The sequence below is a fragment of the Rhodococcus sp. NPDC057529 genome, assembly GCF_042802055.1.
Lineage (GTDB): Bacteria > Actinomycetota > Actinomycetes > Mycobacteriales > Mycobacteriaceae > Rhodococcus_F.
Window position 1 is genome coordinate 123693 of the sequence record NZ_JBHVEY010000009.1, and the last position, 26071, is coordinate 149763.

Here is a 26071-nt window from a genome sequence, read left to right on the forward strand (position 1 = left end):
GGGTTGTGTGTTTTCCGGTGGGGTTTGTTATTGGGGTGCAACAGGGGGAGCCGCGTCGTGTTCCCTCCCCCCCCCCGTTGTTTTCGCCACCCCTTCCTTTTTCCCCTCCCCAACCCCCCCCCCCCCAGGGCCGGTTGCGTCAGGCGGATCGGACGAAGCGGCGGACCTGGCCCGCGCACGCAGGCAACTGCTCACCGGCGGCTCCGAGACCGGCCCCGGCACAAGGAATCCGGCAGGTCACGGACGTCGTCTCGACGCGGCCGCGCTGCGGCACGCGCTCGTCGACCTCCACGAATTCTGGTTGACCACGAAGGGTGCCGAACTCGGCATCAAGCCGGACAGCGGGTTCGCGCTCGTCGCGGTCGGGGGGCTCGGTCGGCGGGAGATGCTGCCGTACTCGGACCTCGACCTCCTTCTGCTCCACGACGACATGGATCCGGCGGTGGTCTCGCAGGTGGCCGACCAGCTCTGGTATCCGTTGTGGGACGCGCACATCAAGCTCGACCACAGTGTCCGCACCATCCCTCAGGCGCTGCAGGTGGCGGACACGGACATCACCGCGGCGCTGGGAATGCTCGAGGCACGCCACATCGTCGGCGACGTCGAGCTGACCAATCTGCTCATCAGCGGCGTGCGCAGGCAGTGGCGCACCGACATCCGCAACCGCTTCGACGGCCTCATCGAGCAGACGCGGGCCCGCTGGGAACGCAGCGGCGAGATCGCCCACCGCGCGGAGCCCGACCTCAAGAGCGGTCGCGGTGGACTGCGGGACGTGCAGTTGCTCAACGCGCTGTCCATTGCGCAGCTCACCGACGGCATGCCCGGACTCGGTCCGGAGTCGCCCGGCGGCGGTCTGGCGCTCGCGCACCGGCGGCTCCTCGACGTCCGGACCGAACTGCACCGGGTGGCGGGCCGCTCGCGCGACCAGTTGCGGGCGCAGGACGCCGACGAGATCGGTGCCGCGCTCCGGATCGGTGATCGGTTCGACCTCGCACGCATGCTCAGCGACGCCGCGCGCACCATCAGTTACTCCGTCGACGTCGGTGTGCGGACGGCAGGCCATGCACTGCCGCGGCGCGGCCTGGCGCGGTTGCGCCGCCCACCGGTGCGGCGGCCCCTCGACGAGGGAGTCGTCGAACACGCCGGTGAAGTGGTGCTGGCCCGCGACGCCCGGCCCGCGAAGGACCCCGGTCTCGTGCTGCGGGTCGCGTCCGCGTCGGCGACCACGGGCATGCCGATGTCGGCGTCCACTCTGAATCGCCTGGCCGACAACGCTCCCGAGCTGCGGGAACCGTGGCCGAAGGAGGCGCTGAACGACCTGCTGGTGATGCTCGGCTCCGGGAGCCGGGCCGTCGCCGCGATCGAGGCCCTCGACCGCACCGGACTGTGGGGCAGGCTGCTTCCCGAGTGGGGTGCCGTCCGGGACCTGCCGCCGCGGGACGCCGTGCACACGTGGACGGTGGATCGCCACCTCGTCGAGACCGCCGCCTACGCCAGCGGGTTCACCACCCGTGTCGCCCGACCGGATCTACTGATGCTCGGCGCACTGCTCCACGACATCGGGAAGGGCCGCGGCGGCGACCACAGTGCGGTCGGCGCGGAACTGGCCACCCAGATCGGCAAGCGGCTCGGTCTGTGGCCGTCCGACGTGGCGCTGCTGACGGCGATCGTGCGCCACCACCTCCTGCTGCCGAACACCGCGACGCGGCGTGACCTCGACGATCCCGAGACGGTCGAGAGGGTGGTGGAGGCGCTCGGCGGCGACGGCGTGCTGCTGGAACTGCTGCACGCTCTCGCGGAGGCGGATTCACTGGCCACCGGTCCCGGGGTGTGGGGCGACTGGAAGTCCTCGCTCATCGGCGAACTCGTGCGCCGCTGCCGCCTGGTCATGGCGGGGGAGGTGCTACCCGCGCCCGATCCGCTCGATCCGGAGCACGTCGCTCTCGCTGCGGCGGGGGGCGTGCACGTCGCACTGGTCCCCGCCGACAGCCCCCACACGTATGTGGTGACGGTCATCGCCCCCGACCAGCGGGGACTGCTGTCGAAGGCGGCGGGCGTGCTCGCGCTGCATTCCCTGCGGGTCTATTCCGCCTCGCTGGGCGGCGCCGAGGGGTCGGCAGTCAACTCGTTCGTCGTGTCCCCGAGATTCGGGGCGCCGCCGCAGGCGGGACTGCTGCGGCAGGAGCTGATCCGCGCGCTGGCGGGGGAGCTGAATCTGCTGGAGATGCTGACCGCCAAGGAGGAGGAAGCTCGCGAGAGCCAGCGCGTGGCCGCCGTCGAGGAACGGGGCGAGGCCGCGGTTCCGGTGCAGTACGCGCAGGCGCCGCCGCGGGTCATCTGGTTCGACACGCCGTCGCCCGGCGAGGTCATCCTCGAGCTCAGGGCCGAGGACCGGCTGGGGCTGCTGTGCAGGCTGGCCGACGCGTTCGACACGTGCGGAGCCGACGTCCGGTGGGCGCGGGTGACCACCCTGGGATCGTCGGTGATCGACTCGTTCTGCCTCGATGTCGGCGGCGGGGACACCCGGGCGAGCCGGGAACAGGTCGAGAGCGCGATCCTCGGCGTCGTTCCGCTCACGAGGCCGAAGAAACAGGAGGGCAGCGGGGGAGAATGAACGACCGGACGTGAGCGGCTAGGCTGGTGCCCGAGAATATCCACCGCACACTCGCATGACTTCAGGAGCGCACTCGGTGTTCGAATCCCTTTCCGACAGGTTGACCGGAGCCCTCAAGGATCTGCGTGGCAAGGGTCGCCTTTCCGGAGCCGACATCGATGCCACCTGCCGTGAGATCCGGTTGGCCCTGCTCGAGGCAGACGTCGCGCTGCCCGTCGTCCGCTCGTTCATCGCCAAGATCAAGGAACGCGCCAAGGGCGTCGAGGTCTCGGCGGCGCTGAACCCGGCGCAGCAGGTCGTCAAGATCGTCAACGAGGAACTCGTCGGGATCCTCGGTGGCGAGACCCGCCGGCTGGTGTTCGCCAAGACGCCGCCGACGGTCATCATGCTCGCCGGTCTGCAGGGTTCCGGTAAGACGACTCTCGCGGGCAAGCTCGCGAAGTGGCTGCGCGACCAAGGCCACACCCCGTTGCTGGTGGCCTGCGACCTGCAGCGCCCCGGCGCCGTCACTCAGCTGCAGATCGTCGGTGAGCGTGCGGGAGCCACGGTGTTCGCGCCACACCCCGGCACGTCCATCGGCGGCGGCGACAACGAACTGGGCATCACCGCGGCCGACCCGGTCGAGGTGGCCCGGGCCGGTGTCGAGGAAGCCCGCACCAAGCAGTTCGACGTGGTCATCGTCGACACCGCGGGTCGCCTGGGTATCGACGCCGACCTGATGGCGCAGGCCGCGGGCATCCGCGACGCCGTGAACCCCGACGAGACGATTTTCGTTCTCGACGCGATGATCGGTCAGGACGCGGTCAGCACTGCGGAGGCGTTCCGTGAGGGCGTCGGATTCACCGGCGTCGTGCTCACGAAGCTCGACGGCGACGCCCGCGGTGGTGCCGCGCTCAGCGTCCGCGAGGTCACCGGGCAGCCGATCCTGTTCGCATCCACGGGTGAGAAGCTCGAGGACTTCGACGTCTTCCACCCCGACCGCATGGCCAGCCGCATCCTCGGCATGGGCGACGTTCTCAGCCTCATCGAGCAGGCGGAGCAGGTCTTCGACCAGAAGCAGGCCGAGGCCACCGCGCAGAAGATCGGGTCCGGCCAGCTGACGCTCGAAGACTTCCTCGAGCAGATGATGGCCGTCCGCAAGATGGGCCCCATCGGCAACCTCCTGGGCATGCTCCCCGGTGCGGGGCAGATGAAGGACGCTCTCGCGAACGTCGACGAGAAGCAGCTCGACCGGGTGCAGGCGATCATCCGCGGAATGACGCCCGCCGAGCGTGACGACCCGAAGATCATCAACGCGTCCCGCAGACTGCGCATCGCCAACGGTTCCGGCGTGAAGGTCTCCGACGTCAACCAGCTCGTGGATCGCTTCTTCGAGGCCCGCAAGATGATGGCCGCGATGGCCGGCCGCATGGGCATGCCTGGTGCGCGCAAGCAGCAGCGCAGCAAGAAGGGCAAGAAGGGCAAGAAGGGTGGCAAGGGGCCGACGCCGCCGAAGGTGCGCGGAGGATTCCCCGGAGGCCTGCCCGGAGGGTTCCCGGGTATGCCGCCCGGAGGTCTCCCCGCGGGGATGCCCGACCTGTCGAACATGCCGAAGGGCCTCGACGAGTTGCCGCCCGGACTCGAGGGCATCGACCTGTCCCAGCTGAAGCTGCCGAAGAAGTAGCCGATGGCTGCACTGCACTTCCGCGGGACCGGTCTGCCCGACGAACAGCCGGTCGAGTTCTGGGTCGACGGCGGTGTGATCTCGGCGGAGCCGATTTCCGGCGCCGAGACGGTCTGCGAGTCGGGGTGGATCGTTCCCGGTCTCGTCGACGCCCACTGCCACGTCGGCATCAGGTTCGGCGGCGGCGGTGGAGAGAGCGTCGAGGGGTTGATCGCGCAGGCGGAGACCGAGCGTGACTGCGGGGTCCTGCTGATACGCGACGCGGGTTCGCCCGTCGACACCCGGTTCGTCGACGACCGCCCCGACCTGCCGAGGATCGTGCGCGCCGGGCAGCACATCGCCGCCCCCAAGCGGTACATTCGCGGACTGCCGGTCGATCTCGAGGACGAGTCGCAGTTGCCGGACGAGGTGGTGCGCCAGGCCCGGGCCGGCGACGGGTGGGTCAAGCTCGTCGGCGACTGGATCGACCGCTCCGCGGGTGACCTGGCGCCGTTGTGGAGCGACGACATCCTGGTCGAGGCGATTGCGGCGGCGCACCGCGAAGGGGCTCGCGTCACCGCGCACGTGTTCGCGGAGGACGCGCTTCCGGGCTTGATCAACGCCGGAATCGACTGCATCGAGCACGGCACCGGGCTCACCGACGAAACGATCGAGTCGATGGTCTCGCGCGGGACCGCGCTCGTCCCCACACTGATCAACATCGCGACGTTTCCGGAGATCGCCGAGTCCGCCTCGCGGTTCCCGGTCTACGCCGCGCACATGCGCGACCTGCACTCGCGGGTGAAGGACACGATCGGTGCCGCGCACGACGCGGGGATCCCGATCTACGCAGGCACCGACGCGGGCGGATCGATCGTCCACGGCCGCATCGCCGACGAGGTCGAGGAACTGAAGGCGGTCGGGCTGACCCCGTCCGAAGCGCTCGGCGCCGCGTGCTGGGACGCGCGCGCATGGCTCGGGCATCCGGGTGTCGAAGCGGGTGCGCCCGCGGATCTGCTGGTGTTCCGGAACGACCCGCGCGCGAGCAGCGACACCCTCGCCGCACCCGACGTCGTGGTGCTGCGGGGAGTCGTCGTCAAGACCCGGTGACCTGGTTTCCCCCGGACGGGGTTCGTCTGGCAGAATGAACCGCTGTTCGTCGCATCCGGTTACGCACCGCGCGGCGGTCACAGATTAGAGGCAAAACCGGGCGCGCTATTCCTGCGCGTCGCCGAATTGCACGTGACACGTGGGCACATTCGTGTGCGCACTGAAGGAGAAGTACAGCAGTGGCTGTCAAGATCAAGCTCACCCGGCTCGGCAAGATCCGGAACCCGCAGTACCGCATCGTCGTCGCCGACTCCCGTACCCGCCGCAACGGCCGCGCGATCGAGACCATCGGCAAGTACCACCCCAAGGAAGAGCCCTCCCTGATCGAGGTCGATTCCGAGCGTGCGCAGTACTGGCTCGGCGTCGGCGCCCAGCCCACCGAGCCCGTCGAGGCCATCCTCAAGATCACCGGTGACTGGCAGAAGTTCAAGGGCCTGCCGGGCGCCGAGGGCACCCTCCGCGTCAAGGAAGCCAAGCCCACGAAGCTGGAGCTGTTCCAGGCTGCGCTCGCGCAGGCCGAGAACGAGCCCGTCGGCGAGGCCATCACGCCCAAGAAGAAGAAGGCGAAGGCCGAGGACGCCGAGGCTGCTGCCGACGCTCCCGCCGAGGCTGCTGCAGAGTCCGAGGCTGCTGACAAGTGAGTGCCGTCGTCGCCGATGCCGTGGAGCACCTCGTTCGTGGCATCGTCGCCAACCCCGACGACGTTCGTGTCGAGCTGATCACCGGGCGTCGGGGGCGCACTGTCGAGGTGCACGTCAACCCTGACGATCTCGGCAAGGTCATCGGCCGCGGTGGTCGCACCGCGACCGCACTGCGCACGCTGGTCTCCGGCATCGGTGGCCGCGGGATCCGTGTCGACGTCGTCGACACCGATCAGTAGAGGCCGTACAGCAGTGGAGCTCGTGATCGGCCGTGTCGCCAAGTCGCACGGCATCAAGGGCGAGATCGTGGTCGAGGTTCGCACCGACGAACCCGAGGATCGATTCGCCGTGGGTGCCGTGCTGCGGGGACACAAACCGCGCGAGCAGACCGTGAACACGTACACGGTGGAAGCCGCCCGGGAGCATTCCGGGCGGCTTCTGCTGCGCCTCGAGGGTGTCCCGGATCGCACCGCAGCGGATGCCTTGCGGGGCACGCTGTTCGTCATCGACAGCGCCGAACTCGTGCCCTCCGACGACCCCGACGAGTTCTACGACCACGAACTCGAGGGACTGTCGGTGCGCCTCGCGGACGGCACCGAGGTGGGAACCGTCATCGAGGTATTGCATTCCGCGGCAGGCGAATTGCTGTCGATCCGTCGAGCCGGTGAACAGTCCGGCGAGCTTCTGGTCCCGTTCGTGGCCGCGATCGTCACGTCGGTGTCCGTGGCCGACGGCGTCGCCGTGATCGATCCGCCGGAAGGGTTGCTCGACCCCGATTTCGGTGAATCCGCCGACGGGAAGTGAGTCGGTAGCCGTGCGCCTCGACGTGGTCACCATCTTCCCCGAATACCTCGAACCGCTGCGCGCGGCGTTGCTCGGCAAGGCCATCGACAAGGGTCTCATCTCCGTCGACGTGCACGATCTGCGGGACTGGACGCACGACGTCCACAAGGCGGTCGACGATTCGCCGTACGGCGGCGGGCCGGGGATGGTCATGAAACCCACCGTGTGGGGGCCCGCGCTGGACGACGTCCTCGCCGCCGGTGGCGACGGCACCGACACGTTGCTCGTCGTCCCCACGCCCGCCGGCGTTCCCTTCACCCAGGCCACCGCCGAGCGCTGGGCGGGGGAGAAGCACATCGTCTTCGCCTGCGGGCGTTACGAAGGCATCGATCAGCGGGTATTCGACGACGCCGCACGCCGGGTGCGCGTCGAAGAGGTGAGCATCGGCGACTACGTCCTCATCGGCGGGGAGGCTGCGGTGCTGGTGATGACGGAGGCGTTCGTGCGCCTGATTCCCGGAGTCCTCGGCAATCAGCAGTCGCACCAAGAGGATTCGTTCTCGGACGGCCTCCTCGAAGGTCCCAGCTACACCCGGCCCGCCACGTGGCGCGGGCTCGACGTGCCGCCCGTCCTGCTGTCGGGGGATCACGCGAAGGTGGCGGCGTGGCGACGCGAGCAGTCGCTGCACCGCACCGCCGAACGTCGCCCGGACCTGTTGCCCTGAAACGATGTCCGATGACCGGCGCTACCCCTGGGGCTGCGTCCAGTCGTCGACGACCCCGGTGGGGAACAGGGACTTCACGAACCCGGTCATCGTGTCCCGTGCGTGCCGCGCACTCGAATCCTCGGTGACATCCGTGATCGCGGTGTCCGGATACGACTCCTCGTCGTCCTCGTACCGGATGACCTCGCGCGACGCGACGGCCACGATGTAGCGGTTGTCCTCCCCGATCAGCCCCGTCGACACGTGGATCCACCGATCACCCACACAGCACATCCAGCCCTGCTTCACCCCGACGACGGGCTCGCCCGGCAACCCGTCGGGGATGCCGAACCGCTGGTCGTAGCCGTCGATCCCCTCGGGTGTCGACGCGCGCAGGTAGCCCACGAACTCGCCGATGCGCCCGGGGCCGAGACCGTCGCGGTCGTCGAGGAGCCCGGTGTAGAACGTCACGAGGTCGGCGGCGGTCGTCTCGGTGTTCCACCACAACCCGTCCCAAGGCGGTGTGGTCGCGGTGAGTCCGTACCTCCCGGCGACGTCGACGACCACGTCCGAACCGCCGAGATCGTCCCAGAGCGTGTTGGCTGCGTCGTCGTCCGAGGATTCGAGCATCCGCTTCAGCAGGATCCGGTCGAAGTCGGACAGCGGCCGCTCACCGAGCGCGTCGAGATGATACATCTGGGCGGCGACGAAGAGCTTGGCCAGCGACGCCGTTTCGACCGGTTGGGTGGCGGTGTCCTCCAGGTAGCTGCCGGTGGCGCGGTCCAGGACGGCGATGGACACGTCGGCGCCGCGGTCGGCGGCCGCCGTCGCGACTGCGGCCGAGATGCGGTCGGCGAGGGGTGCGGAGACCGGGACCCGCGCGGAGGGAAACGGCTCGGGGCTCACGGTCACGCCGTCGCCGGCGGGTTCCTCGGCGGGGAGGAGCTCGGGGGTGGCGACCGCCGGTGCGGTCGCCGGGATGTCGACCACGGAGTTCGTCTCGGTCGGGATGGTGCACGCCTGCGTCGCACCCAGCAGGAAGACCATGACCGTCAGGCAGCCGATCAGCCTGGACATGAAATTCTCCCGAGATTTCCGTGACGGCCTCACCGCCGACGTTATTGTCTCAGAGTAGCGGTAGGGTCCATTTCCGTGACTCTCAAGACCGTGAACCAGCGCATTGCCGAGGAGCTCGACGTCCGGGAGGGACAGGTCGCGGCCGCCGTGGACCTCCTCGACGGTGGAGCCACCGTGCCCTTCATCGCCCGGTACCGCAAGGAAGTCACCGGAACGCTCGACGACGCTCAGCTCCGCCAGCTCGAGGAACGCCTGCGCTACCTGCGGGAACTGGACGAGCGCCGGAACGCCGTGCTCGAGTCGATCGACTCGCAGGGCAAGCTCGACGATCAGCTGCGCGGGCAGATCATGACCGCCGACACGAAGGCGCGCCTCGAGGACATCTACCTGCCGTTCAAACCGAAGCGGCGCACCAAGGCGCAGATCGCGCGAGAAGCCGGTCACGAGCCCGTCGCCGACGCGCTGATCACCGACCCCAGGGCCGATCCGGCGACGTACACGGCGGAACAGCTCGAGGGTGCGCGCGCGATCCTCGTCGAACGCTTCGCCGAGGACGCCGACCTGGTGGGCGAGCTCCGTGAACTGATGTGGACCCGCGGTCAGCTGGTGTCCGCGGTCCGCAAGGGCAAGGAGACCGAGGGCGCGAAGTTCGCCGACTACTTCGAATTCTCCGAACCGTTCGGCAAGCTCCCCTCACACCGGATCCTGGCGGTGCTGCGCGGCGAGAAGGAGGAGGTGCTGTCGCTCACCCTGGCCCCGGACACGGAAGAACCCGTCCCGGGCGAGCCCACGGTCTACGAGGGCCGGATCGCCGGACGGTTCGGCATCGCCGACCGCGGCAGGCCCGCGGACCGGTGGCTGCTCGACACCGTGCGGTGGGCGTGGCGCACCAAGATGATCGTCACCCTGGGCATCGACACTCGGATGCGGCTGCGGCAGTCGGCGGAGAAGGACGCCGTCGATGTGTTCGCCACCAACCTGCGCGACCTGCTCCTGGCGGCGCCCGCCGGCACCCGCGCCACGATGGGCCTCGACCCCGGATTCCGCACCGGCACCAAGGTCGCGGTCGTGGACGCCACCGGCAAGGTGGTCGCGCACGAGACGATCTACCCGCACCAGCCGCAGAACAAGTGGGACGCCTCCCTGGCCACCCTCGCCGGTCTCGTCGCCAAGCACGGCGTGGAGCTGATCGCCATCGGGAACGGCACCGCCTCCCGTGAGACGGACGCGCTCGCGAGCGAGCTGATCGCCAAGTCGGGCGCCACCAACCTGACGAAGATCGTCGTGTCCGAGGCCGGCGCGTCGGTGTATTCGGCGTCCGCGTACGCCTCGGCCGAGCTGCCCGACCTCGACGTGTCGATCCGGGGCGCCGTATCCATCGCCCGGCGCCTGCAGGACCCCCTCGCCGAACTCGTGAAGATCGACCCGAAGTCGATCGGCGTCGGCCAGTACCAGCACGACGTGTCGGAGACCCTCCTTGCACGTTCGCTCGGCGCCGTCGTCGAGGACGCGGTGAACGCCGTCGGCGTCGACGTCAACACCGCGTCCGTGCCGTTGCTGTCCCGCGTGTCCGGTATCGCCGGGTCCCTGGCCGAGAGCATCGTCGCGCACCGCGACCAGAACGGCCCGTTCCGCAGCCGCAAGGGTCTCAAGGACGTCGCGAGGCTCGGGCCGAAGGCGTTCGAGCAGTGCGCCGGCTTCCTGCGCATCCCGAACGGCGACGACCCTCTCGACGCGTCCAGCGTGCACCCCGAGGCGTACCCGGTGGTGCGCAAGATCGTCGAATCCAGCGGCACCGGCGTGCGCGAGATCATCGGCAACACGTCCGCGCTGCGCAGTCTGAATCCGGCCGACTTCGTCGACGACCGGTTCGGTCTCCCGACCGTCACGGACATCATCGGTGAGCTCGAGAAACCCGGTCGTGACCCCCGGCCGGAATTCAAGACGGCCACGTTCGCGGCAGGCATCGAGAAGGTGTCGCACCTGAAGCCGGGGATGACCCTCGAAGGCGTCGTCACCAATGTGGCGGCGTTCGGCGCGTTCGTCGACATCGGTGTGCACCAGGACGGTCTCGTCCACGTGTCGGCGATGTCGCACAACTTCGTCAAGGATCCGCGGGACGTCGTGAAGTCGGGCGACGTGGTGACGGTGAAGGTTCTCGAGGTCGACGAGGCGCGTCAGCGCATCGGATTGACGCTGCGCCTCGACGACGAGGTCGGGACGGGCGGCCGCAAGAACGACGGGCCCCGCGGCGGCGGGCAGCGGCAGGACCGGCGCGGCGGCGGGCAGCCGCAGGACCGCCGCGGTGGCGGCAAGCCGCAGCAGCAGGGTGGCCGCGACCGCGGGCGGGACAACCGCCCGGCGCCCGGCGGATCGATGGCCGACGCGCTGCGAAAGGCGGGGTTCGGCAAGTAGGAGGTCACCATCCCGACACGAGCGGCCTCTTTCCCGTGGAGTGACCAGTTCTTTACTGGGATAGTGGATGCCGATGTACGAATGGCTGGATAGGGAAATCGTCGGGCACGGGCGCCTGCCCCTGCTCTTCTTCCTGCTCGGGTTTCTCGCGGCATTCCTGTTCATCCGGTTGAGCGTGCGGATGATCCGCGCCGAGGTCTCGTGGTGGCCGGGCAACGTGAAACCCGGCGGTCATCACGTCCACCACGTGGTGTTCGGCGTGGTCACGATGCTCATGTCCGGTGTCGCCCTCATCGCCGTGTACGAGGACGGCACCCAGACCACGGGCGCCGTCCTCGCCACGTTCTTCGGGATCGGCGCCGCGCTGGTGCTGGACGAGTTCGCGCTGATCTTCTACCTGCAGGACGTGTACTGGGCGGACGAGGGCCGGACGTCCGTCGACGCCGTGTTCGTCGCGATCGCCGTCACCGGTCTGCTGCTCCTCGGTCTCCGTCCGCTCGAACTGATCAACGTCACCGACTTCCGGGATTCCCCGGACCCCTGGGTGCGGGTGGCGATCGCGCTGTCTTCGGTGATCAACCTGCTCATCGCGGCGGTGGTGCTGCTCAAGGGGAAGATCTGGACCGGGCTGCTCGGACTGTTCGTGTTCCCGATCCTGCTGATCGGGGCGCTCCGGTTGAGCAGGCCGAGCGCGCCGTGGGCCCGGTGGCGTTACACGTCCAAGCCGAAGCGGATGCTGCGGGCGCTCGAACGGGAACGCAAGTGGCGGCGGCCGGTCATCCGGGCCAAGATCTTCGTGCAGGACTTCATCGCCGGCACGCCCAGCGCGGTGCACGTGAAGGAAGCCGCGGAACATGCCAAGGCGGCGGCCGAAGTGGAACTCGACCACGTGGTGCATGCGGCGCCACCGCCGATTTCGCTTCACCCGGTGGCGTCTGGCACAATGGACGGGTTGCCTGGACCAGGCAGCAGTACTTGATCTGGGCACGAACCAGACGAGCACCGGTGTTCTCCGAACGTCCGGGTGCCGCTCGGTTCCTCTGCTCCTGCGAAAACGCAAGGATGGAACACCGATGAACACTCTCGATTTCCTGGACAAGAAGTCCCTCCGCGACGACATTCCCGAGTTCCGTCCCGGCGACACCCTCAACGTGCACGTCAAGGTCATCGAAGGCTCCAAGGAGCGCGTGCAGGTCTTCAAAGGCGTCGTGATCCGCCGTCAGGGCGGCGGCGTCCGCGAGACCTTCACCGTCCGCAAGGTCTCCTTCGGTGTCGGCGTCGAGCGCACCTTCCCGGTCCACAGCCCCAACCTGGCGCAGATCGAGGTCGTCACCCGCGGTGACGTCCGTCGCGCCAAGCTGTACTACCTCCGCGATCTGCGTGGCAAGGCCGCCAAGATCAAGGAAAAGCGCTGACCTTTCCGATGAGCCCGGCACTGCGTACTCGCAGTGCCGGGCTAATCTGATTTCGTGACAGATTCTTCGAAGGAGCGGGCATTGTCGTCGGAATCCGAGACCACCGGCGATTCGGCCGCCACCTCCGCAGTGAACGGCGGTGCGGCGGAACCCGAGAAGAAGCCCCGCTCCTTCCTCCGCGAGCTGCCGATCCTGATTCTGGTCGCGCTCGTCCTGAGTTTCCTGCTGCAGACGTTCGTCGCCCGCGTCTACCTCATTCCGTCGGAATCGATGGAACCGACGCTGCACGGGTGCGCGGGCTGCACCGGTGACCGCATCGTGGTCGAGAAGATCGGTTACCGCTTCGGGGATCCGCAACCCGGCGACGTCATCGTGTTCCGCGGACCCGATTCGTGGTCACAGGATTTCGTGTCCACCCGTTCCTCCAACGTGGTGATCCGCGGTGCGCAGGAAGTCGGTTCCCTCGTCGGCCTCGTCCCGCCGGACGAGAACGACCTCGTCAAGCGTGTGATCGCCACCGGCGGTCAGACCGTCGAATGTTGCGACGATCAGGGCCGCATCCTGGTGGACGGTCAACCACTCGACGAGCCCTACGTCGTCATGGATTTCCCCTTCGTCCCCGGCTCCCAGACCTGCGACACGGCCCTGAAGTCGGCACGCTGCTTCGGCCCCGTCACCGTCCCCGAGGGACACCTGTGGGTGATGGGTGACAACCGCAGCAACTCCGCGGATTCGCGGTACCACGTGGGCGACGACATGCAAGGCACCATCCCGCTCGACAACGTGATCGGCAAGGCGGTTTTCATCGCGTTGCCGCCGTCGCGGATGGGCACGATCAGTTCACCCGATATCCAGGGCAAGTGACTTCCTGGCCTCCACGCATCGTCATTCGCAGGTCGTCCGGTCTGCGGACGATGGAGTCGGCCCTGGTCCGCAGCGGACTCGGGCCGGTGGCCGGTGTCGACGAGGCAGGCCGGGGCGCGTGTGCGGGCCCGCTCGTCGTGGCGGCGTGTGTGCTCGCACCGAAGCCGTACCCGGCGCTGGCGCGGCTCGACGATTCGAAGAAGCTCACCGAACGCACGCGCGAAGAGCTGTTCCCGGCGATCACCCGCCTGGCCGTGGCGTGGAGCGTCGTGTCCTTCCCGGCCGAGGAAGTCGACCGCATGGGGGTCCACGTCGCCAACATCGAGGGCATGCGGCGTGCGGTCGCCGGGCTCTCGACCACCCCCGGCTACGTTCTCACCGACGGCTTCCGCGTGCCGGGTCTCCCGGCTCCGTCGCTGCCGGTGATCGGAGGCGACGCCGCGGCGGCGTGCATCGCGGCGGCGAGCGTCCTGGCCAAGGTGTCGCGGGACCGGGTGATGGTCGCGATGGACGACACGCACCCCGGCTACGGCTTCGCGATCCACAAGGGGTACAACACGCCCGCCCACCTGGCGGCGCTCGAGGAGCTGGGCCCGTGCCCGGAGCACCGCCGCTCGTGGTCGAACGTCGCGGCGCTGCTACACCGAGTGGATAACAGTTCCGGAAGTGCGAGATGATGACAATTCACACCAGAGCAGGAGGACTCCGAGACCGATGAGTGCCGAGGATCTCGAGAAGTACGAAACCGAGATGGAGCTGTCGCTCTACCGCGAGTATCGGGACATCGTCGGTCAGTTCTCCTATGTCGTGGAGACCGAGCGCCGGTTCTATCTGGCCAACTCGGTGGAGTTGCTGCCGCACAACGCGGACGGCGAGATCTATTTCGAGCTGCGCATGTCCGATGCCTGGGTGTGGGACATGTACCGTCCCGCGCGATTCGTGAAGTACGTCCGCGTCATCACGTTCAAGGACGTGAACATCGAGGAACTCGACAAGCCGGACCTGCGTCTCCCCGACAACGGTCTGTCCTGACGGTCCGCGCTGTGCCGTCTGCGGTGTGCCGGCCGCGTACGATCAGCCGATGACCGGACCGAGGCGCGTCGCGCTGGCTCTGGGCAGAGGCGGCGCCCGGGGATACGCCCACATCGGCGCGATCCAGGTACTCGAGGAGCGCGGATTCGAGATCGTGGGGGTCGCCGGGTCGTCGATGGGCGCCCTCGTGGGCGGCCTGCACGCCGCGGGCACACTCGACGATTTCACGCGGTGGGCGATGGGTCTGACCCAGCTGGACGTCGTGCGGCTGCTCGACCTGTCGGTGTCCGCACCCGGCGCCATCCACGCCGAGAAGATCCTGCACCGGGTCCGGGAGATCCTCGGCGAGATCCGCATCGAAGACCTTCCCATCCCCTATACGGCCGTGGCCACCGATCTCGCTGCCGGCCGGTCGGTGTGGTTCCAGCGCGGCCCCGTCGACGCGGCGATCCGCGCGTCGATCGCCATCCCGGGTGTCATCACGCCGTATGTGCTCAACGGCAGGGTCCTCGCCGACGGTGGCGTACTCGACCCGCTGCCGATGGCTCCGCTCGTCTCGGTGAGCGCCGACCTGACCGTCGGAATCAGCCTGGGTGCCGAGGATCGGGACGGCCGTTCACTGGCCCCGGAGAACGTCAGCGCGGACTCGTTGCCGGTGGACGAGTGGATGGCCCGCTTCCGCCGCAGCGCCGCGCAGCTGCGTGACCTGGACATCGTGCGGTCGGTCGTGGGACGGTTCGGCGCCGCGCACACCGACCCGGACCCGTCGGAGGAGCAGGACGGCCAAGCGGTCGGTGATCAGCCCGGGGTCGAGGGCGATGCGGTGGTTGTCCCGAAGTTCAGCCGGTTCGCGGTGATGAACCGCTCACTCGACGTGATGCAGGCGACCCTGGCCCGGTACCAGCTCGCCGCGTATCCACCGGACGTACAGGTCCGGGTTCCCCGGAACGCGTGCCGCAGCCTCGACTTCCATCGTGCGGCCGAGATGATCGAATTGGGCCGGGTGCTCACCGGGCGTGCGCTCGACGACGCCGGACTCACCTCGACGACGGCCGCCGCGTCTCCGGCCGATTCTGACGGCGAGCCCGGCTGACGGCGGAACGGCCGGTGCGGCGCAGCACCGACCCTTCCCGTCTCGGGGGTGTCAGCTGGTGGTCCGCGCCCGCGCGGCGCCGAGGTCACCCACGGATTCGCCGTCGACGTGGTCGACGTGCTGCGGAGCCACGAGCAGGCAGACGATGCTGACGGCGCACATGCCGATCAGGAGTCCGATCACCGGCCACACGCTGCCGGTGGCCTGGTACATCAGCGTCGAAACCAACGGCGACAGTCCACCGAAGAGCGCGCCCGCACCCTGATAGGCGAGGGAGATGCTGGTGTACCGGGCCTGCGGCCGGAACATCTGCGACAACACCGCCGCGATCGGACCGTACGTCGCGGCCAGGACGAGCCGCATGGCGGCGAAGGTCAGGAAGATCAGGACCACCGAGCCGGACTTCAGCACCAGGAACTGCGGTGCCGCGAGCACCGCGACGGCGACTAGTCCGTAGATCACCACGCGGATTCGGCCGACCTTGTCACCGAGCCACGCGACGCCGAGCGTGGCGATCAGTTCCACCACCGCCGCGACGCTGAGCGCGTTGAGGATCAGTGTCTCGGACAGTCCGACGTCCGGGTCGGTGGCGTAGGCGGTGATGAACGTGGTCACCAGGTAGTAGCCGCCGACCGCGACGGGCAGGATGCCCATGCCGAGCAGGATCGGGCGCCAGTTGGTGACGATGGCGTACCTCAGTGGGAGCGTGTCGGGTTCGGTGGCCGTCTGCACCTCGGATTCGAAGACCGGCGATTCTTCCACCTTCAGCCGCACCAGCAAGCCGACGCCGATCAGCAGTGCCGAGCACAGGAACGGCAGCCGCCACGCCCAATCGCGCAGTGCGTCGTCTCCGAACGTCGAGAGGACGCTGAAGAAGCCGGTGGCGAGCAGCGCGCCCGCGGGGTTTCCGAGCTGCGCGAATCCGCCGTAGAACGTCTTCTTGTCCTCGGGTGCGTGTTCGACGGCCATCAGGACGGCGCCGCCCCATTCGCCGCCCACCGCGAAGCCCTGCACGAATCGCAGGACCACCAGCAGCAGCGGAGCCCAGAAACCGATCTGCGCGTACGTCGGCAGCGCGCCGATCAGGAATGTGCCCGCGCCCATCAGGGTGAGCGTCACGACCAGTGCGGTTCGCCGGCCGAGCCGGTCGCCGACGTGCCCGAAGACGATGCCGCCCAGGGGGCGGGCGAAGAAGCCCACCGCGTAGGTGGCGAACGCGGCGGCGATGCCGGTCAGGCGGTCGGTGTCGGAGGGGAAGAAGATCTCGCCGAACACCAGTGCCGCCGCCGTGGCGTACACGTAGAAGTCGTACCACTCGATGGTGGTGCCGACGAAGGCCGCGAACCCCGCTTTGCGGGCCTTGGCGATCTGGGTGTCGTGACTCATGGCCGGTCCTCGGTGGCTGCAGAGGTCGACACTAGGTCGCTGCGGGTGGAATGCGCCAGTTCGCCGTCGATCCACGTTTCCCGGACCTCGATGTCGGCGATGGTGTGCGGATCGACGGTGAGCGGGTCGGCGCCGAGGACCACGAAATCGGCACGCTTGCCGGGGGTGATGCTGCCCAGTTCGGATTCCCGTCCGAGTGTGCGGGCACCGTTCAGCGTGTGCGCGGTGAGAGCCTGGGCGGCGCTCAGCCGTAACGCGTTCGAGCCGAGTCGATGTCCCTGCCGGGTGACGCGGGTGACGGCGGCCTGGATGGCCTCGAGCGGTCGGGGCTCGGCCACCGGCGCGTCGGAACTGATCGTGACCGGCACGTCGGCTTCGACGAATTCGCCCAGCGGATTGAACCGCTCACCCGGGGTTCCGATGGCGGCGGTCACGCCCTCGCCCCAGTTGTAGTAGTGCTGCGGCTGGTTGACGGGGTACACGCCGAGCGCGTGCATTCGCGTGATCTGCTCGGGGGTCGGCAACCCGCAGTGCTCGATGCGGTGGCGGGCGTCGGCGTCGGGACGCGCGTCCTGCGCGGCCTCGATGGCGTCGAGAACCATGTCGATCGCGGTCGGCGACTGCGCGTGCGTCGCCGTTTGCAGACCGGCCGCGTGTGCCTTCGCGATCAGGGCCGCATAGTCGGCGGGCTCGTGGTAGAGCTGCCCGGTCCGGCAGGGGTCGCCCACGTACCCGTCGGGGAAGTATGCGGTCCATCCGCCGAGAGTGCCGTCGGCGTAGAACTTGATCCCGCCGAACGCGAGTCGCGAGTTGCCGAACGCGCCGTGCAGTCCGGTGTCGAGCGCGTGATCGAGCAGGTGGCTGAGCAGGTACATGCTCACCCGGGTCTCGAGTCGACCCTGCTCCGCCAGGCGCAGGTACATGTCGAATTCGCGCCGGGTCACCTGGCAGTCGCCGATCGTGGTGACTCCGCCCTCGAGGAATTTCTCCTGCGCAACGGAGAGTTGCCGCAGATGCTCCTCGGGTTCGTCCTCGAGGTGGAAGTTCGGGCCGTGGTGCCCGACTTTGACCCCGTTCACGCCGGTGAGGATGTTGCACGCGGCGTCGGAGAGTTCGCCGGTCGGTTCGCCGTCGGCGTCGCGGAAGAACTGGCCACCGGGCGGATCGGGGGTCTCGCGCGTGACGTCGTGGAGTTGCAGCGTGAAGGTGTTGACGACGCCGCCGTGGCCGCTGGCGTTCATCAGGTACACCTCGCGGTCGGTCCCGACCAGGTCGAGTTCCTCCTTCGTGGGGTGCCGGCCCTCGACGAGATTGCGATGCTCGTAGCCGTACCCGCGCACCGGGATCCCGGCCGGCTGGTTCCGGGCCGCCTCCTGCAGCAGCGCGACGATCTCCGGAATGCTGCGCGCCTTCTCCGGGCCGCAGTCCACCCAGCTGAGCATCTGGCCGTACATCAGGGGGTGCGCATGCGGGTCGACGAACCCGGGCACGACGGTCGCCCCGGCGAGGTCGATGACGTCGGTGGTCCGGGTACCGATCCGCCGCGCCTCCTCATGACATTCCGCGACGGTGCCGACGGCGGCGAACCGATTGCCGAAGACGAGAAAGGCCTCGGCGCCCTCGGTGTCTGCGTCCACGGTGCGGAGCGTGCCACCGGTGAAGACGGTGGCGGTGGCGTCGAGGGGAGACGCCTCGTGGTGAAACAGCTTGCGCATGGGGATCCTTCGAGGTGGTGGTGTGGGTCACGTTCCGATTGCGAGGGAAATTACGCCCTGACCGGGGCCTGCGCAATACACCAAAGTTGCAGACTGCGCGGTCTACAACGGATGTGTTCGGGAATCAAAGCATATTCGTACTAATTCGCTGTTTTGCAGGATTCATGCGATTCTTCTCCTCTGTCGTCGGTGCAGAAAGAAATTGGGGAAATTCGGGGCATTATGGGTGTCGAACTGGATTCCAGGCTCATCGCGGCGTTGCAGGCGAACGGTCGAGCGACCTACCGGGAACTCGCCGCGACCGTCGGCGCGCCGCGCGCCGCCGTGTCCGCGCGGGTCCAGGCGTTGCTCGACTCGGGCACGGTCAGCGTCGTCGCCGTCGCCCATCCCGAGTTGCTGGGCCTCACGGCGATGGCGCACGTGTCCGTCGCCGTCTCGGGTCCGGTGGGCCCCGTGGCGGAGGCGCTCTGCGCGGTGGAGGCCGCCGTCTACATCTCCGCCGTCAGCGGGCAGTACAACATCATCGCCGAACTGCGCGTCCCCGGCAGGCAGGACCTCTACGACGCCATCGCCGCCATCCGTACGGTGAGCGGTGTCCGCACCGTCAACACGCTGTTCTATGCCGAGGTCATCAGGGGAATCTTCATGCCCAAGAGCGCATTACGGGCCGACGTGCGACTGGACTCGAAAGACGTCGCGCTCATCGAGTTGCTGGAGCGGAACGGCCGGATGCCGTTTCTGGAACTGGCCGAGCGGACCGGTCTCTCACCCAGCGCTGCGCGGAATCGGGTCAACCATCTGATCGACAGCACCGCACTGCGCGTCGGTGCGGTCGTGAAGCGCCGCGGCGGCGGCCGGACCCTCGCCATGGGCATCGGTGTCAACCTCGGATCGCGGGACCGGGAAGCGTGCGCGCAGATCGAGGCGTTGCCGGGTATCGAATTCCTGGCGCGATCGCTCGGCAGATTCGACTTGATCGGCACCGTCGCCGCCGATTCGTCGGGCGATCTCTACTCCCTCGCCGAGCACATCCGGACGATCGACGGGGTGATGGCGCTGGAGACCTGGACGCACCTCGAGGTATTCAAGGAGCACTACGCCAGGAGCCTCGACGTGCGCGGATAGGTGCGTCCCGGAACCGGGCACTCCGGCCGGGCAACTGTGAGACGATCGGCCGATGCGCCTCGGGTTGCACGCCCTCGGAATCGGCACCGGCGCTCGCCGCGCCGTGATCGACGCGGTCGCGGTAGCCACAGAGAACAGCGGATTCGCCACGCTGTGGGCCGGCGAACACGTCGTGATGGTGGACCGGTCGGCGTCGCGGTACCCGTATGCGGACGACGGAAAGATCGCCGTCCCCGCCGTTGCGGACTGGCTCGACCCCATGATCGGGCTGAGCTTCGCCGCCGCCGCCACTCACACGATCGGCGTCGCCACCGGGATACTGCTGCTGCCCGAACACAATCCCGTGCTCATGGCCAAGCAGGCGGCGACGCTGGATCTGATGAGCGGTGGCAGGCTCACCCTCGGCGTCGGCATCGGCTGGTCCAGGGAAGAATTCGCTGCACTCGGCATTCCGTTCGAGCGCCGCGGCGAGCGCGCAGCCGAATACGTCGCGGCGATGCGCACCCTGTGGAACGACGACGTCGCGACGTTCGACGGCGAGTTCGTCCACTTCGATTCCGTCCGGGTCAACCCGAAACCCGTCCGCGATCGCCGGATCCCGGTCGTGCTCGGCGGCAACAGCGACGCCGCGCTCCGCCGAATCGTGGCATGGGGCGACGGCTGGTACGGATTCAACCTGGACGGCGTCGACGCCGTCGCAGAACGGATCCGGACACTGCAGGCATTCTGCCGGGACAGCGGGCGAAATCCGGCCGAGTTGCACCTGGCCGTCGCCCTGCGCGACGGGGACCCGTCCCACGTCGATGCCCTGGCCGGCGTGGGCGTCGACGAACTCGTCCTCGTCGAATCACCACCCGAGGATCCGGGTGACGCCGCCGAGTGGGTGGCCGGTCTCGCGCACCGCTGGATGCCGGCCGTCGGCTGACCGTTCGAATGCCGTATTGACAGCCTTGGCCTGCGTTTTCCTGGTGAGCCTGCGCCGCGGAGTATCGAGTTGTCCACAACCCGTACGTCATCCACAGCCCAAAGTGTCGGCCCAGTTCGCGGAGTTCTTCCGTAATCCGGGTCGGCCACGGTGGTGAGAGAGGCGCGGTTCGCATCGGTGGGCCGCCGCGGGACGGGGTGGAGGCTGCTGTGGCGCACAATCTCGCGCTGGGTGCACATGGAGAGGATCTGGCCGCCCGGTACCTCACCGAGGCGGGCATGGAGATCGTCGACCGCAACTGGCGATCCCGGTACGGCGAGGTCGATCTCATTGCGGCCGAGGGGGACTGGCTCGTCTTCGTCGAGGTGAAGACACGGCGCGGCCTGGGATACGGCACTCCCGCCGAGGCGGTGACGTTCTCCAAACAGCGACGCATCCGCCTGCTGGCGGTGGAATGGCTGCGGGAATCGAACCGGCACTGGTCGCGGGTGCGGTTCGACGTCGTCGCCATCATGATCGGGCACGGTCCGCAACCCCGGATCGAGCACGTCCGGGACGCGTTCTGATGGCGTTGGGGCGCGCGCATTCGGTGGCGGTGACCGGGGTCGACGGTCAGCTGGTCGAGATCGAGGCCGACATCGGCCGTGGGCTTCCCGCAGTGCATCTGGTCGGGCTGCCCGACACCGCGCTGTCGGAGGCGCGCGACCGGATCAGGGCCGCGGTCGCGAATTCGGGTGAGGAGTGGCCGGATTCGAAGGTGATCCTCGCGTTGTCGCCGGCGACGCTGCCGAAGGTCGGGTCGGTCTACGATCTCGCGCTGGTCGCTGCGGTGCTCGATGCGGCCAAACAGGTGAAGCGGCAGCGACTGCGCGAGACCGTTCTGCTCGGCGAACTCGCGCTGGACGGGCGGCTCCGGTCGGTGCGCGGGATCCTTCCCGCGGTGCTGGCGGCGAAGAATGCGGGATGGGCAACGGTGGTGGTCCCGGTGCAGTCGTTGCCCGAGGCGGGTCTGGTCGGAGGTGTCGAGGTGCTCGGCGCGCACGATCTGAGGGCGGCGATCGCGTGGCTGCGGGAGGAGCGTGAGCTCGAGTACCCCGAGCCGGCACAGTGGGTTGCGCAGCCGGTGCGAGCCGATCTGAGCGAGGTGGTGGGGCAGACGGAGGCGCGCTGGGCCATCGAGGTGGCGGCGGCGGGAGCGCACCACCTCATGCTCACCGGACCACCCGGCGTGGGGAAGACGATGCTGGCGCAACGTCTTCCGGGAGTTCTGCCGCCACTCACCGAGACCGAATCGCTCGAGGTGACGGCAATCCACTCCGTGGCGGGGCTCCTGCCGCCCGAGCGCCCCCTCATCGATGTGCCGCCGTTCATCGCACCCCACCACACCGCGTCGGTGAGTGCGCTCGTCGGCGGCGGCAGCGGTGTCGCGAAACCCGGTGCGGTCAGTCGCGCCCACCGCGGGGTGCTGTTCCTCGACGAGTGCGCCGAGATCGGAACCAAGGTGCTCGAGGCGCTGCGGACGCCACTCGAGGACGGGGAGGTGCGGATCGCGCGACGGGACGGGGTTGCCCGATACCCGGCGCGGTTCCAGCTGATCCTCGCGGCCAATCCGTGCCCGTGCGCGCCCCCGCGGGAGGCGGACTGCGTGTGCGCACCGACCGCCCGGCGACGCTACCTCGGGAAGTTGTCGGGACCACTGATGGACCGCGTGGACCTGCGGGTGCGGATGCAGGCCGTCGCGACAGGGGCGTTCATCGACGACGTCGGCGAGAGCACGGAGGACGTCCGGCAGCGGGTGGCCGAGGCGCGCGCCGCCGCAGGCGAGCGGTGGAGCGACTACGGGTGGCGCACCAACGCGGAGGTGCCGGGCCCGGCCCTGCGGCAGAAGTTCCGGTTGGCGCGCCCGGCGCTGGCGCCGGTGGAGCGAGCACTGCGCAAGGGGCTGATCACGGCCCGAGGGGCCGATCGTGCGTTACGGGTGGCATGGACGGTGAGCGATCTGGCCGGGCTCGCGATGCCGGGCCCCGAGCAGGTGGTCACCGCACTGGGATTTCGTGATCGGAGCTTTCAATGACGGTGGAAAGTCGAAGTGAAACAGGCGATCCGGGTGGATTCCCTGATCCCCGCCGGTTGGCGTGGGCGTATCTGTCGAAGGTGGTGCAGGGGCCGTGCCCGGCGCTGTCCCTTCTCGTGGAGGAGGTGGGGCCGGAGGAGGCCGCGCGGGCGGTACGGGAGCGGGACTTGTCGGACGTGCTGGGGGAGCGCACGGTGGCCCGTGCCCATGTGGACACGGCCGCGGACGATCTGGAGCTGGTGGCAGGGATGGGTGGCCGGCTCGTGACGCCGGACGACGACGAGTGGCCGCAGTGGCGGCTTCTCGGTTTCGGGAATTTGTCGCGGTCGCGGGACGAGGGTCCGCCGCTGGCGTTGTGGGTGCTCGGTTCGCGCCCGGTGGCCGAACTCACCGATCGGGCGATCGCGATCGTGGGGACACGGGCGGCGAGTGGGTACGGCGAGCACGTGACGGCGGAGATAGCGGGTGATCTCGCCGTCGACGGGTGGACGATCGTGTCGGGTGCGGCGTTCGGAGTCGACGGCGCCGCGCATCGTGCGGCGCTGGGTGTCGGGGGTCTGACCGTGGCGGTGCTGGCGTGTGGTGTGGATCGTGCGTACCCGGCGGGGCATGCGCGGATGTTGCGGCAGATCGCGCAGAACGGTGCGGTGATCAGTGAGTACGCGCCCGGCACGACTCCCGCGAAACATCGCTTCCTGGCGCGGAATCGGTTGGTGGCGAGCCTGTCCGACGGGGTGGTCGTGGTGGAGGCGGGCTGGCGCAGCGGCGCCCGGAACACGGTGAGCTGGGCTCGCAAGCTGGGGCGCCCGGTGATGGCGGTGCCGGGTCCGGTGACGTCGGCGTCGTCGACCGGGTGCAATCGCATGATTCGGGAGGGTGAGGCGCGGTTGGTCGCGAACGCCGGCGACGTGGTGGAGGAGGCCGGACCGATCGGACTGCGGGAAGGTCCCGAGGTGGTCCGCGATCTCGACGCGCTGTCGGGCGACGCCCTGCTGGTGTACGAGGCGCTGCCCGCCGCCGGACCGCGCGGAGTCCGGGAACTGTCCGAACTGTCCGGGGTCGCGGTGGAGCAGGTCCGTGCCGTGCTCCCGCTGCTGGAGATGGAGGGCTTCGTCGGCTCCGACGACACGGGGTGGTCCCGGCAGCGGTGAGGCGGGGCGGGTCCGGTGCGTTTCGGTTCGGCCTGCGCACACGGCGAGTCGAACCGGCCGATCGGCGACGACGTGGAGTAGAAACGTCTCAGGAACGCGCCTCACACACCGCATGCGATACCCACGGGTGGATCAGCGTCACGTAAGGAGTGAGATATGGGGTCAGCCGAGGACTTGTGGCGGAACTTCGTCGCGCAGGTGTTGAGCCTGTTGATCGCTTCCGGCTCGTAACGACGCCGGCCGCGGCCGGCGGTCTCTCCTGTACCGTAGTTAGGTAACACTAACCAACTTGAGTTCATTGGAGAGATGCCTGTGGCAAAGCCGACTGCAACACTGACCGTGCTCCGCACCGAATGGCTGACGCCGCACATGGTGCGGGTAGTCCTCGGCGACCCGGGATTCGACAGCTTCGTTCCCAACGCCTTCACCGACGCGTACGCGAAACTCGAATTCGGAAGCCCCGAAGCGCCGGTGCTGCGCACCTACACGATCCGGTCGGTGGACCCGGCGGCGCGTGAGATCGCCATCGACTTCGTGGTCCACGGCGACGCCGGGGTCGCGGGACCGTGGGCCGCGTCCGCGAGGGCCGGTGACGTCCTGACACTGCGCGGCCCCGGAGGGGCGTTCGCACCGGATCCGGCGGCCGACTGGTACCTGTTCGCCGGCGACGAGACCGCCATCCCCGCCATTTCGGCGTCCGTCGAGAAACTCGACGCGTCGGCGGTGGGACGGGTGATCATCGAGGTCGCAGGCCCGGACGACGAGATCGCCTTCGACGCACCCACGGGTGTCGACGTCACATGGATCCACCGCGGGGACACGGCCGACCGGATCGGGGAAGCGGCGTCGGGAGACAACGCCCCGCTCGTCGCTGCGGTCCGCGACACCGCATGGCTGCCCGGAGACGCGCAGGTGTTCATCCACGGTGAGGCGCAGGCCGTGATGCACAACCTCCGCTCCTACGTGCGCAACGAGCGGGGCGTCCCCGCGCGTTCCGCGTCGATCTCCGGATACTGGCGCCGCGGCCGCACCGAGGAAGGCTTCCGGGTGTGGAAGTCCGAGCTCGCCGCGAGCGAGGGTGCCTCCCGCTGACACGCTGACCCGATGCGGCGGACGCGCTACGAGCTGTGCGTCCGCCGCGTCAGCACCAGCAGCGACAACATGGCCACCGCGCCCGCCGACGGGATCGCGACGGCCATCGGGACGGCGGTGTCGGGTCCGGCGATGCCGACGAGCGGCGAGACCACCGCGGCGAGCCCGAACTGGCCGGCCCCGAGGAGTGCGGACCCGGTGCCGGAGGCTTTCGTCACCTCGCCCTGAGCCAGCGCCGTCGCGTTGCCCATCACGAAACCGATGCTCGACACGGAGACGAACAGTGGGAGCAGGATCGCCCACCAGGGCGGCGAATCGATCGCTGTCGCGGCGACCAGCAGCACGACACCCGCCGCCAGGAGCAGCGTGACCCCGAAACCGAGCAGCTGCCGGGCATGGAACGTGCCCACGAGCCGCGTGTTCACGATCGCGGCGCTCACCATTCCCGCTGCGTTCACCGCGAACACCATCGAGAACTGCCCCGGGCTGAGGCCGAGGACGTTCTGCACGACGAACGGGGACGCGGAGATGTACGAGAAGAGAGCGACGAACCCGAACATGAACGTGAACGCGTAACCCAGGTACACGCGGTTGCCGACGACGTAGTGCAGGTTCCGGACGAGGGCCGTGAGCCCGCCGCCGTGCCGGTGCTGCTCGGGAAGCGTCTCCGGGACGAGAATCAGCACGCCCGCGAACATTGCCACCCCGGCGGCGGTGAGGACCCAGAAGATCCCTCGCCAGCCGACCGGCCCGAGCAGGGCCCCGCCCAGCAGCGGCGCGACCACCGGTGCGACTCCGCCGATGATCATCATGATGCTGAAGAGGCGGGCGGCGCTGTCTCCTCGGGCCCGGTCGGCGATGCAGGCCCGTGCGAGCACGATCGCCGCGCCGCCGCTCAGTCCCTGGAACAATCTTGCGGCGATGAGGGTTTCGACGGTCGGGGCGAGTGCGCAGGCCATCGCGGCGAGCGTCGTCACGACGGTGGCGCCGATCAGCAGGCGCCGCCGTCCGAGACCGTCCGACAGCGGTCCGACCACGAGCTGGCCGATCCCGAGCCCGGCCATGAACGTGGTCAAAGTCAGCTGCACGCTCGGCGCCGACGTGTTCAGGCTCTCCGTCATCAGCGGGAGGCCGGGGAGATACATGTCGGTGGCCAGGGGGGCGATCGCGGACAGTAACGCCAGAACACACAACATCGGGATGGGGATCGTTCG

General features: G+C 68.8%; 23 protein-coding genes and 1 pseudogene. 20 read left to right on the forward strand and 4 right to left on the reverse strand.

Annotated features, from left to right (window positions below; all coding sequences use genetic code 11):
• Positions 1-124 precede the first annotated feature (124 nt).
• The 7 genes and pseudogenes from ACFU5V_RS19325 to trmD all read left to right on the forward strand — a co-directional run.
• Positions 125-2614, forward strand: a pseudogene (locus ACFU5V_RS19325) ([protein-PII] uridylyltransferase); the annotation flags it as partial.
• Positions 2615-2690: 76 nt separating this feature from the next.
• The gene (gene ffh / locus ACFU5V_RS19330; protein WP_378701262.1) at positions 2691-4277 is read left to right on the forward strand and encodes a signal recognition particle protein; all 1587 of its coding nucleotides are present in this window, start codon (positions 2691-2693) and stop codon (positions 4275-4277) included.
• Between the two features lie 3 nt (positions 4278-4280).
• Positions 4281-5366 carry an amidohydrolase family protein gene (locus ACFU5V_RS19335; RefSeq protein WP_378701265.1) on the forward strand — a complete coding sequence of 362 codons (1086 nt, stop codon included), beginning with the start codon at positions 4281-4283 and terminating at the stop codon, positions 5364-5366.
• A 179-nt stretch (positions 5367-5545) separates the two neighbouring features.
• Positions 5546-6007, forward strand: a complete 462-nt coding sequence (gene rpsP / locus ACFU5V_RS19340) for a 30S ribosomal protein S16 (RefSeq protein WP_015890277.1) — start codon at positions 5546-5548, stop codon at positions 6005-6007.
• Positions 6004-6246 (forward strand): RNA-binding protein, encoded by a 243-nt coding sequence (locus ACFU5V_RS19345; RefSeq protein ID WP_005240479.1) that lies wholly within the window; start codon positions 6004-6006, stop codon positions 6244-6246. The genes rpsP and ACFU5V_RS19345 overlap by 4 nt, the downstream gene beginning before the upstream one ends.
• 13 nt (positions 6247-6259) lie before the next feature.
• Positions 6260-6811, forward strand: coding sequence for a ribosome maturation factor RimM (rimM, locus tag ACFU5V_RS19350; protein ID WP_378701267.1), 552 nt, complete (start codon positions 6260-6262; stop codon positions 6809-6811).
• A gap of 10 nt (positions 6812-6821) precedes the next feature.
• Positions 6822-7514 (forward strand): tRNA (guanosine(37)-N1)-methyltransferase TrmD, encoded by a 693-nt coding sequence (gene trmD / locus ACFU5V_RS19355; protein WP_378439077.1) that lies wholly within the window; start codon positions 6822-6824, stop codon positions 7512-7514.
• 21 nt (positions 7515-7535) lie between these two features.
• On the opposite strand, the gene ACFU5V_RS19360 is transcribed toward trmD, so the two are convergent.
• Positions 7536-8570 (reverse strand): serine hydrolase, encoded by a 1035-nt coding sequence (locus ACFU5V_RS19360; RefSeq protein ID WP_378439074.1) that lies wholly within the window; start codon positions 8568-8570, stop codon positions 7536-7538.
• A 75-nt stretch (positions 8571-8645) separates the two neighbouring features.
• Here ACFU5V_RS19360 and ACFU5V_RS19365 point away from each other — a divergent pair, with 75 nt between their 5' ends.
• The 7 genes from ACFU5V_RS19365 (at position 8646) to ACFU5V_RS19395 (ending at position 15389) form a co-directional block, all read left to right on the forward strand.
• The gene (locus ACFU5V_RS19365) at positions 8646-10985 is read left to right on the forward strand and encodes a Tex family protein (RefSeq protein ID WP_378439075.1); all 2340 of its coding nucleotides are present in this window, start codon (positions 8646-8648) and stop codon (positions 10983-10985) included.
• A gap of 73 nt (positions 10986-11058) precedes the next feature.
• A complete protein-coding gene (locus tag ACFU5V_RS19370; RefSeq protein WP_378701511.1) occupies positions 11059-11964 on the forward strand; it encodes a hypothetical protein in 906 nt (301 codons plus the stop codon).
• 94 nt (positions 11965-12058) lie between these two features.
• The gene (rplS, locus tag ACFU5V_RS19375; RefSeq protein ID WP_005240490.1) at positions 12059-12400 is read left to right on the forward strand and encodes a 50S ribosomal protein L19; all 342 of its coding nucleotides are present in this window, start codon (positions 12059-12061) and stop codon (positions 12398-12400) included.
• 81 nt (positions 12401-12481) lie between these two features.
• Positions 12482-13264 carry a signal peptidase I gene (gene lepB, locus ACFU5V_RS19380; RefSeq protein WP_378431421.1) on the forward strand — a complete coding sequence of 261 codons (783 nt, stop codon included), beginning with the start codon at positions 12482-12484 and terminating at the stop codon, positions 13262-13264.
• Positions 13261-13941, forward strand: a complete 681-nt coding sequence (locus ACFU5V_RS19385) for a ribonuclease HII (RefSeq protein WP_378431415.1) — start codon at positions 13261-13263, stop codon at positions 13939-13941. Before lepB ends, ACFU5V_RS19385 begins: the two co-directional genes overlap by 4 nt.
• Positions 13942-13978: 37 nt before the next feature.
• Positions 13979-14296 carry a DUF2469 domain-containing protein gene (locus ACFU5V_RS19390; RefSeq protein ID WP_005240496.1) on the forward strand — a complete coding sequence of 106 codons (318 nt, stop codon included), beginning with the start codon at positions 13979-13981 and terminating at the stop codon, positions 14294-14296.
• Positions 14297-14345: 49 nt separating this feature from the next.
• Positions 14346-15389, forward strand: coding sequence for a patatin-like phospholipase family protein (locus ACFU5V_RS19395; protein ID WP_378701269.1), 1044 nt, complete (start codon positions 14346-14348; stop codon positions 15387-15389).
• A gap of 51 nt (positions 15390-15440) precedes the next feature.
• On the opposite strand, the gene ACFU5V_RS19400 is transcribed toward ACFU5V_RS19395, so the two are convergent.
• Both ACFU5V_RS19400 and ACFU5V_RS19405 read right to left on the reverse strand, forming a co-directional pair.
• Positions 15441-16775: an MFS transporter gene (locus tag ACFU5V_RS19400; RefSeq protein WP_378701271.1), complete on the reverse strand. Its 1335-nt coding sequence runs from the start codon at positions 16773-16775 to the stop codon at positions 15441-15443.
• Positions 16772-18490: an amidohydrolase gene (locus ACFU5V_RS19405; RefSeq protein ID WP_378701273.1), complete on the reverse strand. Its 1719-nt coding sequence runs from the start codon at positions 18488-18490 to the stop codon at positions 16772-16774. Before ACFU5V_RS19405 ends, ACFU5V_RS19400 begins: the two co-directional genes overlap by 4 nt.
• A gap of 222 nt (positions 18491-18712) precedes the next feature.
• Between ACFU5V_RS19405 and ACFU5V_RS19410 the strand changes: the two genes are divergently transcribed.
• The 6 genes from ACFU5V_RS19410 (at position 18713) to ACFU5V_RS19435 (ending at position 24857) form a co-directional block, all read left to right on the forward strand.
• A complete protein-coding gene (locus ACFU5V_RS19410; protein ID WP_378701276.1) occupies positions 18713-19615 on the forward strand; it encodes an Lrp/AsnC family transcriptional regulator in 903 nt (300 codons plus the stop codon).
• A gap of 52 nt (positions 19616-19667) precedes the next feature.
• Complete coding sequence (locus ACFU5V_RS19415; protein ID WP_378701278.1) at positions 19668-20540, forward strand: LLM class F420-dependent oxidoreductase; 873 nt, start codon at positions 19668-19670, stop codon at positions 20538-20540.
• 209 nt (positions 20541-20749) lie between these two features.
• The gene (locus ACFU5V_RS19420) at positions 20750-21106 is read left to right on the forward strand and encodes a YraN family protein (RefSeq protein WP_378431408.1); all 357 of its coding nucleotides are present in this window, start codon (positions 20750-20752) and stop codon (positions 21104-21106) included.
• Positions 21106-22614 (forward strand): YifB family Mg chelatase-like AAA ATPase, encoded by a 1509-nt coding sequence (locus ACFU5V_RS19425; RefSeq protein ID WP_378701280.1) that lies wholly within the window; start codon positions 21106-21108, stop codon positions 22612-22614. Before ACFU5V_RS19420 ends, ACFU5V_RS19425 begins: the two co-directional genes overlap by 1 nt.
• Positions 22611-23765 (forward strand): DNA-processing protein DprA, encoded by a 1155-nt coding sequence (gene dprA / locus ACFU5V_RS19430; RefSeq protein WP_378431406.1) that lies wholly within the window; start codon positions 22611-22613, stop codon positions 23763-23765. The genes ACFU5V_RS19425 and dprA overlap by 4 nt, the downstream gene beginning before the upstream one ends.
• A gap of 312 nt (positions 23766-24077) precedes the next feature.
• The gene (locus ACFU5V_RS19435; RefSeq protein ID WP_378701284.1) at positions 24078-24857 is read left to right on the forward strand and encodes a siderophore-interacting protein; all 780 of its coding nucleotides are present in this window, start codon (positions 24078-24080) and stop codon (positions 24855-24857) included.
• A 26-nt stretch (positions 24858-24883) separates the two neighbouring features.
• Here ACFU5V_RS19435 and ACFU5V_RS19440 read toward each other — a convergent pair whose 3' ends face one another.
• Positions 24884-26053, reverse strand: coding sequence for a multidrug effflux MFS transporter (locus tag ACFU5V_RS19440; protein ID WP_378431419.1), 1170 nt, complete (start codon positions 26051-26053; stop codon positions 24884-24886).
• Between the last annotated feature and the right edge of the window lie 18 nt (positions 26054-26071).

Coding starts and splice junctions, on each gene's coding strand:
- ACFU5V_RS19335 (WP_378701265.1), top strand. CDS start 4,281: ATGGCTGCACTGCACTTCCGCGGGACCGGTCTGCCCGACGAACAGCCG.
- ACFU5V_RS19360 (WP_378439074.1), bottom strand. CDS start 8,570: ATGTCCAGGCTGATCGGCTGCCTGACGGTCATGGTCTTCCTGCTGGGT.
- ACFU5V_RS19370 (WP_378701511.1), top strand. CDS start 11,059: ATGTACGAATGGCTGGATAGGGAAATCGTCGGGCACGGGCGCCTGCCC.
- rplS (WP_005240490.1), top strand. CDS start 12,059: ATGAACACTCTCGATTTCCTGGACAAGAAGTCCCTCCGCGACGACATT.
- ACFU5V_RS19390 (WP_005240496.1), top strand. CDS start 13,979: ATGAGTGCCGAGGATCTCGAGAAGTACGAAACCGAGATGGAGCTGTCG.
- ACFU5V_RS19395 (WP_378701269.1), top strand. CDS start 14,346: ATGACCGGACCGAGGCGCGTCGCGCTGGCTCTGGGCAGAGGCGGCGCC.
- ACFU5V_RS19400 (WP_378701271.1), bottom strand. CDS start 16,775: ATGAGTCACGACACCCAGATCGCCAAGGCCCGCAAAGCGGGGTTCGCG.
- ACFU5V_RS19405 (WP_378701273.1), bottom strand. CDS start 18,490: ATGCGCAAGCTGTTTCACCACGAGGCGTCTCCCCTCGACGCCACCGCC.
- ACFU5V_RS19410 (WP_378701276.1), top strand. CDS start 18,713: ATGGGTGTCGAACTGGATTCCAGGCTCATCGCGGCGTTGCAGGCGAAC.
- ACFU5V_RS19415 (WP_378701278.1), top strand. CDS start 19,668: ATGCGCCTCGGGTTGCACGCCCTCGGAATCGGCACCGGCGCTCGCCGC.
- ACFU5V_RS19425 (WP_378701280.1), top strand. CDS start 21,106: ATGGCGTTGGGGCGCGCGCATTCGGTGGCGGTGACCGGGGTCGACGGT.
- dprA (WP_378431406.1), top strand. CDS start 22,611: ATGACGGTGGAAAGTCGAAGTGAAACAGGCGATCCGGGTGGATTCCCT.
- ACFU5V_RS19440 (WP_378431419.1), bottom strand. CDS start 26,053: ATGTTGTGTGTTCTGGCGTTACTGTCCGCGATCGCCCCCCTGGCCACC.